The 15,118-nt window shown below is 69.9% G+C and carries 17 protein-coding genes; 7 read left to right on the forward strand and 10 right to left on the reverse strand.

Features of this window, described 5'->3' with window-relative positions; translation table 11 throughout:
* The first annotated feature begins 84 nt into the window (after positions 1–84).
* Entirely contained in the window at positions 85–513 is a 429-nt protein-coding gene (locus tag EIZ44_RS31210; protein ID WP_037820549.1) for a Fur family transcriptional regulator, read from the forward strand.
* Positions 514–536: 23 nt separating this feature from the next.
* Positions 537–2,780, forward strand: a complete 2,244-nt coding sequence (katG, locus tag EIZ44_RS31215; RefSeq protein WP_043839646.1) for a catalase/peroxidase HPI — start codon at positions 537–539, stop codon at positions 2,778–2,780.
* 90 nt (positions 2,781–2,870) lie between these two features.
* Here katG and EIZ44_RS31220 read toward each other — a convergent pair whose 3' ends face one another.
* From EIZ44_RS31220 to EIZ44_RS31230, 3 genes are all read right to left on the reverse strand, one after another.
* Positions 2,871–3,767, reverse strand: coding sequence for a C1 family peptidase (locus tag EIZ44_RS31220; RefSeq protein ID WP_037820547.1), 897 nt, complete (start codon positions 3,765–3,767; stop codon positions 2,871–2,873).
* Between the two features lie 548 nt (positions 3,768–4,315).
* Positions 4,316–4,996 carry a TetR/AcrR family transcriptional regulator gene (locus tag EIZ44_RS31225; protein WP_043839441.1) on the reverse strand — a complete coding sequence of 227 codons (681 nt, stop codon included), beginning with the start codon at positions 4,994–4,996 and terminating at the stop codon, positions 4,316–4,318.
* A 49-nt stretch (positions 4,997–5,045) separates the two neighbouring features.
* Positions 5,046–5,618 (reverse strand): TlpA family protein disulfide reductase, encoded by a 573-nt coding sequence (locus EIZ44_RS31230; protein ID WP_134732778.1) that lies wholly within the window; start codon positions 5,616–5,618, stop codon positions 5,046–5,048.
* 60 nt (positions 5,619–5,678) lie between these two features.
* On the opposite strand from EIZ44_RS31230, the gene EIZ44_RS31235 reads away from it, so the two are divergent.
* From EIZ44_RS31235 to EIZ44_RS31245, 3 genes are read left to right on the forward strand one after another with little or no spacing between them, the layout of a single operon-like run.
* Entirely contained in the window at positions 5,679–6,845 is a 1,167-nt protein-coding gene (locus tag EIZ44_RS31235) for a sensor histidine kinase (protein WP_134732779.1), read from the forward strand.
* A complete protein-coding gene (locus EIZ44_RS31240) occupies positions 6,842–8,296 on the forward strand; it encodes a BTAD domain-containing putative transcriptional regulator (RefSeq protein ID WP_134732780.1) in 1,455 nt (484 codons plus the stop codon). The genes EIZ44_RS31235 and EIZ44_RS31240 overlap by 4 nt, the downstream gene beginning before the upstream one ends.
* On the forward strand, positions 8,293–8,700 hold the full coding sequence (locus tag EIZ44_RS31245) for a VOC family protein (protein WP_134663307.1): 408 nt from the start codon (positions 8,293–8,295) through the stop codon (positions 8,698–8,700). The genes EIZ44_RS31240 and EIZ44_RS31245 overlap by 4 nt, the downstream gene beginning before the upstream one ends.
* On the opposite strand, the gene EIZ44_RS31250 is transcribed toward EIZ44_RS31245, so the two are convergent.
* From EIZ44_RS31250 to EIZ44_RS31280, 7 genes are all read right to left on the reverse strand, one after another.
* Positions 8,678–9,583: a hypothetical protein gene (locus tag EIZ44_RS31250; protein ID WP_134663306.1), complete on the reverse strand. Its 906-nt coding sequence runs from the start codon at positions 9,581–9,583 to the stop codon at positions 8,678–8,680. The two genes, EIZ44_RS31245 and EIZ44_RS31250, sit on opposite strands and share 23 nt — an antisense overlap.
* The gene (locus EIZ44_RS31255) at positions 9,580–9,888 is read right to left on the reverse strand and encodes a type VII secretion target (protein WP_134732781.1); all 309 of its coding nucleotides are present in this window, start codon (positions 9,886–9,888) and stop codon (positions 9,580–9,582) included. Before EIZ44_RS31255 ends, EIZ44_RS31250 begins: the two co-directional genes overlap by 4 nt.
* Positions 9,885–10,289, reverse strand: a complete 405-nt coding sequence (locus EIZ44_RS31260; RefSeq protein WP_338081099.1) for a YbaB/EbfC family nucleoid-associated protein — start codon at positions 10,287–10,289, stop codon at positions 9,885–9,887. Before EIZ44_RS31260 ends, EIZ44_RS31255 begins: the two co-directional genes overlap by 4 nt.
* A gap of 32 nt (positions 10,290–10,321) precedes the next feature.
* Positions 10,322–11,116 carry an ESX secretion-associated protein EspG gene (locus EIZ44_RS31265; protein WP_134732783.1) on the reverse strand — a complete coding sequence of 265 codons (795 nt, stop codon included), beginning with the start codon at positions 11,114–11,116 and terminating at the stop codon, positions 10,322–10,324.
* Positions 11,113–11,439, reverse strand: coding sequence for a hypothetical protein (locus EIZ44_RS31270; protein ID WP_037820534.1), 327 nt, complete (start codon positions 11,437–11,439; stop codon positions 11,113–11,115). Before EIZ44_RS31270 ends, EIZ44_RS31265 begins: the two co-directional genes overlap by 4 nt.
* A gap of 16 nt (positions 11,440–11,455) precedes the next feature.
* Complete coding sequence (locus EIZ44_RS31275; RefSeq protein WP_037820532.1) at positions 11,456–12,607, reverse strand: WXG100 family type VII secretion target; 1,152 nt, start codon at positions 12,605–12,607, stop codon at positions 11,456–11,458.
* 88 nt (positions 12,608–12,695) lie between these two features.
* Positions 12,696–13,235: a PadR family transcriptional regulator gene (locus tag EIZ44_RS31280; RefSeq protein WP_037820531.1), complete on the reverse strand. Its 540-nt coding sequence runs from the start codon at positions 13,233–13,235 to the stop codon at positions 12,696–12,698.
* A 70-nt stretch (positions 13,236–13,305) separates the two neighbouring features.
* Between EIZ44_RS31280 and EIZ44_RS31285 the strand changes: the two genes are divergently transcribed.
* Together EIZ44_RS31285 and EIZ44_RS31290 are read left to right on the forward strand one after the other, a co-directional pair.
* On the forward strand, positions 13,306–14,244 hold the full coding sequence (locus EIZ44_RS31285; protein ID WP_134663303.1) for a hypothetical protein: 939 nt from the start codon (positions 13,306–13,308) through the stop codon (positions 14,242–14,244).
* A 133-nt stretch (positions 14,245–14,377) separates the two neighbouring features.
* Positions 14,378–15,028, forward strand: coding sequence for a superoxide dismutase family protein (locus EIZ44_RS31290; protein WP_134663302.1), 651 nt, complete (start codon positions 14,378–14,380; stop codon positions 15,026–15,028).
* The last annotated feature ends 90 nt before the right edge of the window (positions 15,029–15,118 follow it).

Consider the following 15,118-nt stretch of genomic DNA (forward strand, 5'->3'; position numbering starts at 1 on the left):
TGTCAAGCGACCGCCAGGAGGAGGACAACCGGAGTGGGTGACAGATTCTTGATTCATTCCAGAAAATCGGGCAGACTCCGGGGCATGCCGACGACCACGGACTTCGAGCAGCTGCTGCGCGGAGTGCAGTTGCGGATCACGCGCCCCCGGGTGGCCGTGCTCTCCGCCGTGCACGCCAACGCGCACGCGGACACCGAATCCGTCATCGGCATGGTGCGCGCGGATCTCGGCGAGGTGTCCCACCAGGCCGTTTACGACGTGCTGCGCGCTCTGACCGACGCAGGGCTGCTGCGGCGCATCCAGCCGCCCGGTTCGGTCGCGCGGTACGAGGCCCGGGTAGGGGACAACCACCACCACGTCGTGTGCCGCTCGTGCGGTGCCATCGAGGACGTCGACTGCGCGGTCGGGGAAGCGCCTTGCCTCACCGCTTCCGACGCGCACGGTTACGTCATCGACGAGGCCGAGGTCGTCTACTGGGGCCGATGCCCCGCCTGTTCGACGGCAGCAAACTGATTCTGATTTCCGGAAGGATTCCCGTGTCTGACACCCCGAACGCCGAAGTCGGCGAGATGAATGAGGAGACCGCTGGCGGGTGCCCGGTCCACACGGGCCGCTTCGCGCACCCGACCGAGGGCGGCAGCAGCCGTGACTGGTGGCCGAACCAGCTCAACCTGAAGATCCTCCGGAAGCATCCCGCCGTGGCGGACCCGATGGACGACGGCTTCGACTACGCGAAGGAATTCCAGAGCCTCGACCTCGACGAGCTCGCCCGCGACGTCGACGCGGTGCTCACCGACTCCCAGGAATGGTGGCCCGCCGACTTCGGCAACTACGGCCCGCTGTTCATCCGGATGGCCTGGCACAGCGCCGGCACCTACCGGATCGACGACGGCCGCGGCGGAGCCGGCGCCGGGCAGCAGCGGTTCGCGCCGCTGAACAGCTGGCCGGACAACGGGAACCTCGACAAGGCGCGCCGCCTGCTGTGGCCGGTCAAGAAGAAGTACGGCAAGAAGATCTCGTGGGCCGACCTGATGATCTTCACCGGCAACCGCGCGCTCGAGACGATGGGCTTCAAGACCTTCGGCTTCGCCGGCGGCCGCGCCGACGTGTGGGAGCCGGACGAGGACGTGTACTGGGGCCCGGAGCGCACCTGGCTCGGCGACGAGCGGTACAAGGGCGACCGCGAGCTGGAGAACCCGCTGGCCGCGGTCCAGATGGGGCTCATCTACGTGAACCCGGAAGGCCCGAACGGCAACCCGGACCCGATCGCCGCGGCGCGCGACATCCGCGAAACGTTCGGCCGGATGGCGATGAACGACGAGGAGACCGTCGCGCTGATCGCGGGCGGGCACACCTTCGGCAAGACGCACGGCGCGGCCGACGCGGACGTGCACGTGGGCGCCGAGCCGGAAGGCGCCTCGATCGAGCAGATGGGCCTCGGCTGGAAGAACAGCTTCGGCAGCGGCAAGGGCCGGGACGCGATCACGAGCGGGCTGGAGGTCACCTGGACCCCCACTCCGACGAAGTGGAGCAACTGGTTCTTCCACAACCTCTTCACTTACGAGTGGGAGCTGACCAAGAGCCCGGCGGGCGCGCACCAGTGGAAGCCGAAGAACAACGCCGCCGCGAACACCGTGCCGGACCCGGAGACCGGTGACCTCAACCGGGCGCCGAGCATGCTGACCACCGACCTGGCGCTGCGCTTCGACCCGATCTACGAGCCGATCTCGCGCCGGTTCTACGAGAACCCGGACCAGTTCGCGGACGCCTTCGCCCGCGCCTGGTTCAAGCTCACCCACCGCGACATGGGCCCGGTCCAGCGCTACCTCGGCCCGCTGGTGCCGCAGGAAGAGCTGATCTGGCAGGACCCGGTCCCGGCCGTCGACCACGAGCTGGTCGACGACGCGGATGTCGCCGACCTCAAGGCGAAGGTCCTCGAGTCCGGCCTTTCGGTCGCGCAGCTGGTGTCCACCGCGTGGGCGTCGGCCTCGACCTACCGGCACAGCGACAAGCGCGGCGGCGCGAACGGCGCCCGCATCCGCCTCGAGCCGCAGCGCGGCTGGGAGGTCAACGAGCCGGACGAGCTGGCGCAGGTGCTGCGCACGCTCGAGGGCGTCCAGGAGGCGTTCAACAGCGCGCAGACCGGCGGCAAGAAGATCTCGCTCGCCGACCTGATCGTGCTGGCCGGCGCGGCGGGCGTGGAGAAGGCGGCGAAGGACGGCGGCGTCGAGCTCACCGTTCCGTTCACGCCGGGCCGCACCGACGCGACGCAGGAGCAGACCGACGCGGACTCGTTCGCGCCGCTCGAGCCGAAGGCCGACGGGTTCCGCAACTACCGCGGCAAGGCCAACGCGCTGCCGTCGGAGTACCTGCTGGTGGACAAGGCGAACCTGCTCAACCTGAGCGCGCCGGAGATGACCGTGCTGGTCGGCGGCCTGCGCGTGCTGGGCGCGAACTACCAGAACTCGGCGGCTGGCGTGCTGACCGACCGGCCGGGCACGCTGACGAACGACTTCTTCGTCAACCTGCTCGACATGGGCACCGAGTGGAAGCCCGCCGACGGCGAGGGCCCGAACGCGGAGTCCTTCGAGGGCCGCGATCTCGCCACCGGCGAGGTCAAGTGGACCGGCACCCGCAACGACCTGGTGTTCGGCTCGAACTCCGAACTGCGCGCCGTCGCCGAGGTCTACGGCAGCGACGACGCCAAGGAGAAGTTCGTCCGCGACTTCGTCGCCGCGTGGCACAAGGTCATGAACAACGACCGGTACGACCTGGTCTGAGTTTCCTGATCAGCTGATCGGAAAAGGGCTCCTTGCGGGAATTCCCGCAAGGAGCCCTTTTTTCGCATCACCCGGGTCGCGCGCGGCGGGTCAGCTCTGGACGAGCTTGCCCATCGCGTTGACCTCGTCGACGTCGCCGGTGTTGAAGAACGACCACGGCACGGTCACGAAACCGCTGTCGCCCCAGCCGGAGCCCCAGCTGTTCTCGATCTTCACGCCCTGGTCGTTGTAGGCCACGATGGTCACCTCGTGCCCGCCGACGACCGGGTCGCTGTTCGAGTCGCCGGGCAGGTACGAATAGTCGCTCGCGGTCGAGGAGTTCAGGTCCATGAAGCTCTGGTGCACGGTGAACCCGATCGCGACCGGCTCGCCCTGGGAAATGGCGTTCTCGATGTCGGACCGCGCCGCGTCGCCGCTCGTGGACAATTGCGTGTAGCCGGACAGCTTGTAGTGCGCGGCATTCGCTTTTTCGTTCTGGTCGGGCTGAGTCGTGTAGTCGAAATCGCCCTGCCAGTAGTCGGATTTGGTGTCGATGCCCTGCTGCTGTTCCATCGGCAGCGCGACGCTCGCCCAGGTGCCCTGGTCGTTGCCCTTGGCGATCTGGGAGTAAATGAACATCGGGGCCATCGGGCCGCCGCTGATGCCCTGCTCGTTCATCAGCACGCCGTAGCCGGTGTAGCCGGTGGCCCAGGTGACGCACGAGCCGACCTGGCCCTGGTCGCCGGGTGCGTTGGCGTACTGCGTGAGGTCGCCGCTGGAGGGCAGTTCGGCGGTGGTGCGCTGGTGCACGGGGAGCGCGGAGTTCGCGTGGGCGTGCATCCTGGACTGCGCGGCCTTGAGCCCGGCGACGTTCAGCCCGAGGCCGTGCTTCTGGTGCTGCGGGTGGTGCTGGGCGGCGGCCGCGGAGGCCGGGGTCGCGCCCATCGCCGCGGCCATGCCGGCGGCGGCGAGCAGGGAAACGAGTGCGGACGTTTTTCTGATCTGCATTCTCATACTCCTTGTGGGCATGCAGAAAAAGAAATCGGAAAGGGTGGGGAGGTGGATCCGACCACAGCAAAGGTAGATCGGCGGAAATTTTCCGGGAACCTACGAAAGGAGGGAACGTATCAACTGCGGTATTTGCGGGGGATCGATCAAGCGGACATTCCGCCCGTTACCGCCGCTATTCCGGCGTACGGGTCCATTATGGACTCGTGGGAAATCCTTGCCCCGGCAGTGGTTTGAACCATTCGGCGAGGGTTTCTCGTAGCGCGGGGAGACTCTGCCGCGATGGGCGCGGCGCGGGATGCCGAGGTCCGTGAAGGGCTCCTTGAGGGAATCGGATTCCCTCAAGGAGCCCTTCACGGACCATTGCCGGGGAGAGAAGCACGCTGCGCGTCGCGTGCGAAAGCCCGGCGCAGCGAACCGCCGGGCGCTGCGGGTGCGCTGGTGCGGCGGGCTCCCGCGAAGTACGTGAGGGGAACCCTGAGGGAATCAGATTCCCTCAGGGTTCCCCTCACGTACCGTCGCGCCGCGCAACCCGCTACGGAGAAACCTCAGTCCGGCAGCGGAGTCGTGCGCGCGCCGTTGAGGAGGGCGTCGATCGCCCATCGGGAACGCGTGTCCGCGTTGCCGGAGAACAGATTCCCGCTCGCCGCGGCGATGTTCGGATGCGTTTCCGGCGAGAGTCCGCGGACGGTTTCGGCGAGCATGTCGTGCTGCCGTTCCGCGTCCGGGCGGTCCTTGCGGGTGCTGTGTTCGACCGCGCTGGCGGTGGCGACGAGCAGCAGGAGGTCGACCGTCCACGCGGCGGGGCCGGACGGCACCCCGGCTTCGGCGAGCAGGCCGAGCACGGTGTCGACGACGGCGAGGTAGTTCGGTCCGTTCAGCGGCGTCACGAGTGCGACGCGGGCGAGCCCGGGGTGCGCGTACAGGACGTCGCGGTAGGTGGACATGACTGTCCACAAGCGACTCCGCCAGTCTCCTTCGGCGGCGCCGGCGGTGGTGGGGACTTCGCCGAGGAGTTCGTCGAGCACCGCGGCGTGGAGTTCGTCGGTGTCGCGGACGTAGACGTAGAGCGAGGCCGGGCCGGTGTCCAGGTCCTTCGCGAGCCGCCGCATGGTGACGCGTTCGGCGCCTTCGCGGCGCACGACGTCGAGAGCGGCGGCGACGATGCCTTCGCGGCTCAGCGCGGGCTTGGCGGGACGTTCCCGGCGGTTGTAGCCACTCGCGGTCATCCGCCCATGGTAGGCGCACGCTGCCCGAACGGTCTGGACCTTGGCCGGTCTACTCGGCGAGCACGCGGTCCAGGGTGGGCTGGACGTCGGTCCGCAGGATCGCGCCGAGGTAGACGGCCGCGACCCGCTGCTGCTTGTCCACGATCAGCGAGATCGGCATCGCGCTCAGCGGGAGGCCGCGCAGCCGCAGGGCGACCCGGCCGGACGGGTCGAAGATCGACTCGTAGCTGAGCCCGAGGTCCTTGACGAAGTCGGCGGCGTACTTCGGGTTGTCGCGGACGTTGATGCCGAGCACCCGGATCCCGCGGGCGCGGCCGGAGTCGGCGATCGTCTGCAGAGTGCGCGCTTCGGCACGGCACGGCCCGCACCAGGCGCCCCAGAGGTTGAGCAGGACGACTTTGCCGGAGTAATCCGCCAGCGACAGGTCCTTGCCGGGTTCGCGCAGGCTCTGGCCCTTGAGGTCCGCTACCTTTTTGCGCTGCTCCACGGGATAGTGGATGGTCGTCTGCCCGCCCGGCGAGACGAATTCGAAGGTGTCCGACTGGCTGACCGCGTCCTTCCCGGTCGCGCACGCGGTGAGGGGCAGCAGTGCCAGCAGAAACAGGCAACGGGCGAGGCGCACACGGCATGGTATCGCTGATACCGCGGGCGGCCTCCGCCCCGGTTTCCTAGGCTGGACCTCGTGTGGGAGAGAGCGCGGGACCGGTTGCGGAGCAGGCTGGCCGACGGCTTGGCCCGGTCCGGGCTCACGCTGCCCTGGTGGGTGCCGATGGGGACGACCGCCTTCACGGTGATCGGCCTGATCGTCGCGGTCGGGCAGCGGGCCGGGTCCGCGCTTCCGGTCGCGATCGGCGGGTTTCTGCTGGCCACGGCGTCGACGCTGCTGTGGGTGTGCACCGGGCGGCTCGCGCCGTCGTGGGTGAAGGCGCTCGGGATGCTCGCCGGGATCGGGCTGCTGCTGACGCATCCGGTGGTGCCGGACTTCGCGCCGATGCCGTTGATCGTGCTCACCGGCGAACTGGGGTCCATCGCTTCGGCGCGGGTCGCGTTCGCGGCGACCGGCGGGGCGATCGCGGTGCTCGGGGCGGCCGCGCTGACCGTCGGGCTGGTCGGGTTCCCGGTGTACATGCTCGCGGTGGTGGTCGGGATGGCTGCCGGGTTCATGCTGCGTTGGTACGTGCGTGCGCTGGACGCCGAGCGAGGCAAGCAGGAAGCCGTGCGCGAACAGGCGATGCTCGGCGAGCGGCAGCGGATCGCGCGCGAGGTGCACGACGTGGTCGCGCATTCGCTGAGCATCACGTTGCTGCACGTCACGGGCGCGCGGCACGGGCTGCGCACGGATCGCGACATCGACGAAGCCGTCGCGGCGCTCACCGAGGCGGAGCGGATCGGACGGGCGGCGATGGCCGATATCCGGCGCACGGTTGGATTGCTCGCGCAGGAGTCGGCGGGGACGCGGCCGTTGCCCGGTGCGGGCGACATCGCGGACCTGGTGGCCGAAACGTGCGCGGCCGGGCTGGTCGCGGACTACGAACTGAGGGGCGACGTGACCGCGGTCGACAGCACGGTGGGGCTGGGGCTCTACCGGATCGTCCAGGAGTCGCTGGCGAACGTGGTCAAACACGCACCGGGGGAGAAGGCGTTGGTACGACTGGAGATTGACGCGGCGGACGCGCGGCTGACGGTCCGCAATGGACACAACGGCGCGACGCGCAACGAGGGTGGTTCGGGGTTGGCGGGCATGACGGCGCGAACGGATCAGCTCGGTGCGCGGCTGGCAGCCGGACCCGAGGGCGGAGAGTGGGTAGTCGACGTGGCGGTGCCGTTGGCGCGCGGGGCCGCGTCGTGACCGCTGCCGCCGGGGAAACGCGGGTCTTGCTCGTCGACGATCAGGAGCTGGTGCGGTCCGGATTGCGGTTGATCCTCCGTCGCCGCGACGGGTTCGTGGTGGTGGGCGAATGCTCGGACGGCGACGAGGTCCCGGCCGCGCTCGAAGCGGCCGGCGGGGTCGATGTCGTGGTGATGGACCTGCGGATGAAGCACGTCGACGGCATCGAGGCGACGCGACAGTTGCGTGCGTCCGGCCCGCGCCCGCCGGTGCTCGCGTTGACCACGTTCGATGACGATGAGCTGCTCGCCGGGGTGCTGCGCGCGGGCGCGGTCGGATACGTGCTGAAGGATTCCTCCGCGGAGGACCTGATCCGCGCGGTGCGAGCGGTCGCGATGGGCGAGGCGTGGCTCGATCCGGCAGTCACCGGACGCGTGCTCACGACCTACCGCGAGGCGGCGGTGGATCGCCCGGCGATGCCGTCCGGGTTGTTGACGCCGCGCGAACTGGATGTCCTGACCGCGGTGGCGCGGGGTTTGACGGACGCGGAAATCGCCGGAACGCTGGGGATTTCCGCGAGCACGGTCGAAGCGCATTTCGAGCGGCTGTGCGCGAAACTCCGCCTCCGCGACCGGGCGGCGGCCATCGTCTACGCCTTCGACCACGGCCTGGTCACCCCCGGCGCCGCCCCCGCCCCGGTCGATCCGGATTCGTTGCGGTTCAGCGTGCTCGGCCCGTTGCAGGCTTGGCGGGGGCCGAACCTGCTGGACCTGGGCCCGGTGCGGCAGCAAGCCCTGCTCGCGGCGCTGGTCCTGCGCCCGGGCGAGACGGTCAGCCCTGGGGAGTTGCTCGACGGCGTCTGGGGTTTGGAGCCGCCCGGCACCGGTGGCCGAGTGGTTCCGGTTTACGTGCACCGCCTGCGGAAATGCCTGCGCGGGGCTGGCGAGCGGACGGAAGACTCGGTCATCGGCAGCGATCGCGGCGGATACCGCTTCGCCGGGGAGCGAGCGCAGCTGGACGTCGCCGAGCTGACCGACCGGATCGCGGAAGCCGCGACCGCCACTCGCGGCGGCGACCCGGCAGCTGCGGTCGACGCGTACGACGGTGCGCTGGCTCTGTTCCACGGCGAGCCCTTGGCGGGATTGCCCGGCCCGTTCGTCGAGGGGGAACGGGTGCGCCTGACCGAGCGGCGGCTGACGTTGGTGCAGGAGAAAGCCGTGCTGCAGCTGAAGCTCGGGCGAACCGACGACGTGGTGCACGAGCTGTCGGCGTTGCTGGCGGTGCATCCGCACCGGGAACCGCTTGCGGTGTTGCTGATGCGGGCGCTCCACGGCGGCGGCCGCCGGGCGGATGCGCTGGCGGTGCACCGGCGGATGCGGGAACGGCTGCGGGCGGACCTGGATGTCGAACCGGGGGCGGAGCTGGACCGGGAGTTGCGGGTGGTGCTCAGCTCGGATCGAGGTCCCTCGTGAGTGCGCACGGCACCCTGCACCATGTCGAGTTGTGGGTGCCGGACCTGGCCCGCGCGGTCGCGTCGCTGGGATGGCTGCTGGAAGAGCTGGGATATCAGCGGTTCCAGGACTGGGATGCCGGACGCAGCTGGCGGCTCGGGCCGACGTACCTCGTGGTCGAGCAATCCCCGGCGCTGACCGCGGACCGGCACGACCGTTGCCGGCCGGGACTGAACCACCTGGCTTTTCACGTCAAGGACGCGGCGACGGTCGAGCGGTTGGCCGCCGACGCCGCCCGGCACGGGTGGCAGCTGATGTTTCCGGAGAAACATCCCTATGCGGGCGGCGCGGAGCACTACGCCGCGTACCTGCAGAACGACGACGGCTTCGAGGTCGAGCTCGTCAGCTCTGCTGCGCGGTGCTGACCGGAGTGCGCGGGCGGCTTTGGCTCGGGTACTGCGAATCCGCCGAGTCCGAGTCCGAGTCCGAAGAATCCGCGTACTGCGAAGAAGCCGGATAACGCGACGAAGCCTGCGAAGAAGAATCCGAAGAGCTGGAATCCTCCCCGGAGCTGCTCTTCGATGCCTCGCTGAGCTTCGTCATCAGCTGCGTCGCTGCTTCCAGCCCCTGCGTCACCGAAGTGATCAGCTGCAGCAGATTGTCCGAGTCCGACAGCAAAACCCCGAGCTTCTGCGCGATCTGCCCGCCGTACTGCGTCGCGATCGCCACCGCCTGCGGGATCGCCGCCGCGATGCTCGCGCCGAAGGTCGCCTGCGCGGCGGCGAACGCCTGCGTCATCAGCTGGATGATCTGCCCGACAGCCTCCGAAATGAGCCCGCCGACCTCCTGCTGCGCCTTCGCGACGACCTTCCCGGCTCCGGTGGCCGCCTTGGCCATCGCGATGCCGGCCTGGCCGACAGCCTCGACGCAATCCGCGTGCTGGGAGCTGTTGTCGCGGTAGCTCGAAGCAGAAGAACCGCTCCACTCCGACGTTTCCGGGCCCGTCGACTGCCGGTAGTCGTCCGCGACGGACGACACCTGCTGGCCGCCGCCCTCCATGCCCTGCGAGTGCGACGACACCGAATCCGGGTTGCCCTGCAACTGTTTCAGCGGTTCTTCCAGGAACCGCACCAGTTCGGTGATCATCCCGAACCCGGCGGAGGTCAACGCGGCGAGCGGGTCCTGCGACGCGCCGAGCAGGTCGAGCGCGGTGGTCGCGCCGCCGAGTCCGGCGGACACCCAGTCGTGGTTCTCGACCGCCTTCGTGGTGGTCTTCAGGTCTGCCAGCAGCTGGCCGGAGTCGGTCACGGCAGGTCCTTCCCGGGCAGCGAGGCCGCGTTGCCCTGGTCGCGACGCTCGTAGCTTTCCGCGGCCTGCGTGAGATTCGCGCTCACTTTGTCCACAGTGGACGATGCGTGCGAGACGGCGTCGTTGGTTTTGCCGACCGCTGCTTGCAGGCCGACGGTAAGGAACTGTACGAAGACGCCGAGCGCCTGGTCGCCGAGTCCGGACGGGGCGCTGCGGGCGACATTGCCGAGCCGGTCGGCCAGGTCTCCGACGGTGGCCGCGTGCCGGCGCAGTTGCACGGGGTCGACCTCGAAGCCGGCGGTCACGAGATGATCCCCGGGTTCGCGAAGTAGTCGTCCTCGCGCGGCGCGGCGGGAGCGGCCTCGACCGGCAGGTTGTCGCGGACGAGCTGGAGTGCCGGGCCGTCGCCGACGTAGTCGGTCATGATGTCCACGACCTGCGCGCCGGCCTGGCGGTGCGCGTCGTGCACGGTGGCGAGGATGAGCCGGGCGAGCGCGTCGGCTTCCAGCGCGCGGGCGGCGGGGCTCAGCCGCAGGCCGGTCAGTGCGCCGCTCGGGCCCACCTCGACCTCGACCTCGCCGCGCGGGGACGCGGCCCGGCCGCCGACGCGGCTGAGGCTCGCGCTCGCGGCCTCGGCGTTCGCCTGCATCCGGGACAGGTTTTTCTGGTAGTCGGCGAGCCAGGCCGCCGAGTCTTGGATCGGCACGGAAGGTCCTCCGGTCGTTTTCGGTGCGGTCATCACGGCCGCCGGGCGGCGGTGGCCATCTCGCCGAGGGCGAAGCGCAGGTCGGCCGGGCGCAGCGAGTTCACGCTGAGCCAGCCGCCCCGCGCGGGATTGATCCGGACGCGGCCGCGCGGTCCGTCCATCCAGGACAGTTCGCGGCCTGCCCTGGTGCGCCCGTCGCGGGTCGCGCCGAGCTGGCCGCGGCCGGTCAGCGGTACGACCAGGCCGACGAGGCTGTCCAGCGCCGCCGGGTCTCCGCCGCTGTCGTGGACGAGGTCGCGCAGCCGGCGCGCGCGCGAGGCGTCGTCCTCGTCGTCGGTGAGCGCCATCGCCTCCTTGACCGCGTGCGCGGGCAGCGTGACCGGCATCGTGCGGGCCGCCTCGACCTGCGGAATCTCCGCGAGCATGGCGTCCACCAGCGCGGTCTCGTCCACCCGGCGCACCGACAGCGTGTCGGCCTCGAGCCGTTGCCGGCAGATCAGCGCGGAGGACCGGTAGACGAGTGCGGTGACGGCGGTCGCCCCCTCGGCGTCCGCCACCACCAAATCGACGATGCCGCGGCGTTCGCGCAGTGCGGTCACGGCTTCCGCGGCGAGGCCGTCCGGTCCGGATTCGTCCGCGAGACCGCGCGCTTGCAGCGCTTGTCCGGCGGTGGCGAACAGGATCTCGCGTTCGCCCTCGATCCGGCCGTAAGACGGCACCTGCAACGGAAACGGCCAGCTCGCCCCGGCGTGCACGGCCAGCAGGTCGGCCTCGATAAGTCCGATGTGGACGGTCTCGTCGCCGGCGCGCGGCAGCACGGCGGTCATTCGGCTTGCCGTTCGAGTCGCTGGAAGGCTTCCTGCACCCCGGATTCGTGCTCTTGATAGCGCCGGATACCCGCCTGCAGCGCCTCGTGGAATCCGGTCAGCTCGGTGTCCGCCGCGCCCAGTTCGCCGGTGAGCCCGGCGTGCCCGGCGGCCTCGCGCAGCCGCTGCGCCAGGTGCAGGGCGGGCGGCGCGGTGCCGAGCTGCGGGAGCCGGTCGGCGAGCCGTCCCGCCGAACCGACGAGTTCCCCGGTCTGCTCGCCGAGCCTGCCCAGCGCGGCGACCTGCCGGTCCAGCGCGTTCGGGGCGACCTCGTGGCCGGTCATCGGAAACTCCTGTCGTTCACAGCCCGATCACCGGGCTGATGGTCTTGTCTTCGGGGTGCAGGAGCGGCTGGTCGAGGACCGGCATCTTGTTCTTGTGCTCCTCTTCCTCCTCCTGCGCGGCTCCCGCGCCGCGGCCGGGCATCATCCCGTTGCCGCTGGCCGCGCGGGCGGCGGCCATCTCCGCCATCGCCGCGTTGCGGGCGAGCAGAGCGCCCTCCATGCCGAGCGCGGAGCGGATCCCGGCGGCCATGCCCGATTCGACCGGGGCCGCGGTGGTCAGCGCGCCCCACGGCATGCCGCTGCCCGCGCCGGTCCCGGCCCCGCCGAGCGGACCGGCGTAGCTCGACGCACTGGTCGACTCGTCCGCGCCGTAGGAATCCGCGGTCGTCGCCCCGGCGGGCGGCGGATTGATCGCGTGCGAGCTCTTGTGCAGGCTGGCTTCGTAGCGCTGCATCACGTGCACCGCTTCGGCTTTCTGTTCGGCGGCCGCGACATTCGCGGCGAACATGCTGGCCCCGCCGCCCGCGACCGCGCCGATCGCCGCGCCCATCAACGCACCCGGACCGGCCCCGATCCCGCCCGCTCCGGCGCCGAGGATCCCGCCGATGACCGCGCCCGCACCCGCTCCGGCCGCCGCGGCGGCGACCACGCCCCCGGTCGGGTCGCCCGGCGGTTTCGGCATGGTGTTGCGCGCGACGGCGAGCGAATCGCCCGCGTTCTGGGCCGCGCCGCCGACGGTCCCGGCGCGGTCGCCGATCCCGGACGCGCGTTCGCCGAGCGAACCCAGCCGTCCGGAAGCGCGTTCGGCGGCCTGTCCGCTCCAGTTCTCGTGCAGCGTCCCCTGCTGCGACTTGAGCGAATCGGCGTGCGACCGCATTTCCGAACCGTGCCGCTGCCATTCGGCCGCGACCGTGCTGACGTCGCCGACGTCGGCCTTGTCCCACAGCATCTGGTACAGCTGCTGGTGCGTGTAGGCGTTCCAGTTGGTGCTGCCGGGCGGGATCGGGGCCCCGAAGTAGCCCTCCCACACGTTGCGCAGCGCGGACACGACCGGTTTGGCCAGGTCGCCGACCGGTCCTGCCTTGTCGAGTCCCGCGAGCGCCGAGTCCGCCAGGTTCTCCACCCCTGCCGACGCGGCGTCGACCACTGATCCGGATTCGCCGGTCATACCCCCACCTTCGCCTCTGCCCGGCAGGCTGTCGCCAGGCACTCGCGCACGGTAAGGGGCGGCGATGAAATCACGATGAAAGCTGTGATCACCGGGGCGGGACGAGGTCTCCGCTCTCGATCCTGGCGGCGGTGCGGGCGAGCCACGCGGCGTCGTGCCGGAGCCGCGAAACCAGGAAATGCGCCTCGATCATCTGCATTTCCGGCAAATCGGCGTTGTCGAGTGTCGCGGACAGCTCGTGCTGCTGGTCGCGGACCCGTTCCGCCCGGTCGCGCAGCAGGGTCACCGCGCGGGCGGGCGGCAGCGCGCCGAGGTAGGCCAGCGCGATCAGGAACCGGGAATCGAGGTTCGGATCGGCGTCGCGCAGCTGCCGTTCGATCCGCTCGCGGAAGTCGGCGAGGCCCGCCTCGGTCAGCCGCACCGGCTGCGGATCGCCGTCGCCGTCCGGTTCGACGAGCCCGTTCCGGGTCAGCGTGCCGACCAGCGTGTACACGGTCGACGTCTTCGGGTTCAGGAACGGATAGCGGGTGCGCAGCTCGCGCAGGAGCGCGTACTGGTGGCGCGGGGTTTCCACGAGCAAGCCCAGCATCGGCAGCACGAGCGGGTTGTCGAGAGCGTTCGTCGGCACCGGACCAGGGTAGCGCACGGTAGTCGTATACGAGTACATTGCTCGTATACGACTACTGGAGGAGATGCTCGTGATCGTCTTTGGCGTGTGGCCCGGCGTGGTCAGCACGGATCTGGTGCGGCTGGAAACCTTCATCGACGCGCCGCCGGAGGACGTCGAACGGACCGCGGAAGCGTTGCGGGACCTCGCGAAGGGCACGGAGCGGTTCTACGTGCGGTGCTACCGCAGTTACCGGGGCCCGCACGCGCCGACGCCGCCGAACCCGGTGCCGTATCTCGGCGACGGGCGAGTGGTCGACTACGTGCTCGGCTACAGCAGCCCGGAGGCCGATCCGGACGGGTTCGCCGACGCGGTGCGCGCCGCGGTTCGCGAGGTCGCCGAGTTGGGCGGCGGGAAACTGCAGGTCTGCGAGGAGGTCAACGTGGCCGCGCCGCTGGACGGCGGCAGTCCTGGTTGCTACGAAGCGCTCGGCGCCGGGCTCGCGGCGGCGCTGGACGAGCGGACGCGGCTCGGGGTCGACGTGGCGATCGGGTTCAACGCCGCGGTCGCGCTGCCCGGCGATCCGTTCTGGGCCGCGGTGCAGTCGGCAGTGGCTCCGGAGGTGCTGGCTCGGGTTGATTTCCTTGGCCTGGACTTCTTCCCGGACGTTTTCCGTCCCGTGCCAGCCGACGCGTTGGCCGGTGCGGTGACCCACGTCGTGCGGTCGTTTCGCGAATCCGCATCGGCGATCGGGATCCCGGCGAGCGTGCCGATTCATATCACCGAAACCGGATGGCCGACCGGGCCGGAGAATTCGGAGGAACAACAGGTTCGGGTGATGGAATCCGTGGCGCGCACGGTGCTCGGGTTGGCTGCCGAGATCGGGGTGGATACCTACGAGATTTTCGGGCTGCGGGACGGATTGTCGAGCGGCCCGCGGGAAAACCGGTTCGGGCTGCTGCGCGACGACTATTCCGCGAAACCGGTGTACGAGACGGTGAAGCGGCTGATTGCCGAGCATTCTTCCTGACTCGAGGATTTGCGAAAGATGGACATTCCGCCGCGCGCAGGACCCGGTTAGTGCCATCTGGCCCCTGGTCACGGGGAAGGCGAGGCCCGATTCTGGATCGGTCAGAGATCACCAGTGCCTTCAGGGAGATACCGTGCGCAGAAAGAAGTTGGTGGCAGGCGCGTTGGGTGCCTGCGCACTGGTCATGGGCGTGGCGCCAGCGGCCAGCGGCTACGTCGGCGAGCAGTTGCCGGACACCGCCCGGCAGCCGGCCGGTGCGGCTTATCGCGACGGCGATTCCGCCTCCGCCACGCTGAAGGACGCCGACGGCAACGAGGTCGGTTCCGCGTGGTTCACCGCCGACAACCGTTCGCACGCCGTCTGGGTCGAGGTGTACCTCACCGGTCATTTCACGCCCGGTTTCCACGGTATGCACGTGCACGAAAAGGGAAACTGCACTGTCGGCGACCCGAAGAACCCGTTCACCGCCGCCGGCGGCCACCTGATGCCGATGGATCACCACACCGGACTGCCGATCGGGCAGCTGCCGTCGGTCCAGGTGCGGTCGAACGGCCGCGGGTACCTCAAGTTCGTGCTGGACACCTTTACTTTGGACCAGCTGTTCGGTCCAAACGGGACCTCGATCATCGTCCACTCGAAGTCCGACAATTTCGCGAACATTCCCGCCGACCGCTACAGCGTCCGGGGCGACCCGAACGCACCCGTGCCGGACGAGAAAACCAAGGCGACCGGCGATGCGGGCACTCGGTTCGCCTGCGGGGTGATCACCCGGGACCAGAACTGACTCCGTCCTTTGTGGACTCAAGTTCAGCGTGCTCCGTGAAGGGCTCCTTGCGGGAATCTGATTCCGGCAAGGAGCCCTTCACGGACCGGC

It is taken from the genome of Amycolatopsis nivea (assembly GCF_004522235.1).
GTDB classification, from domain to species: Bacteria; Actinomycetota; Actinomycetes; order Mycobacteriales; family Pseudonocardiaceae; genus Amycolatopsis; species Amycolatopsis nivea.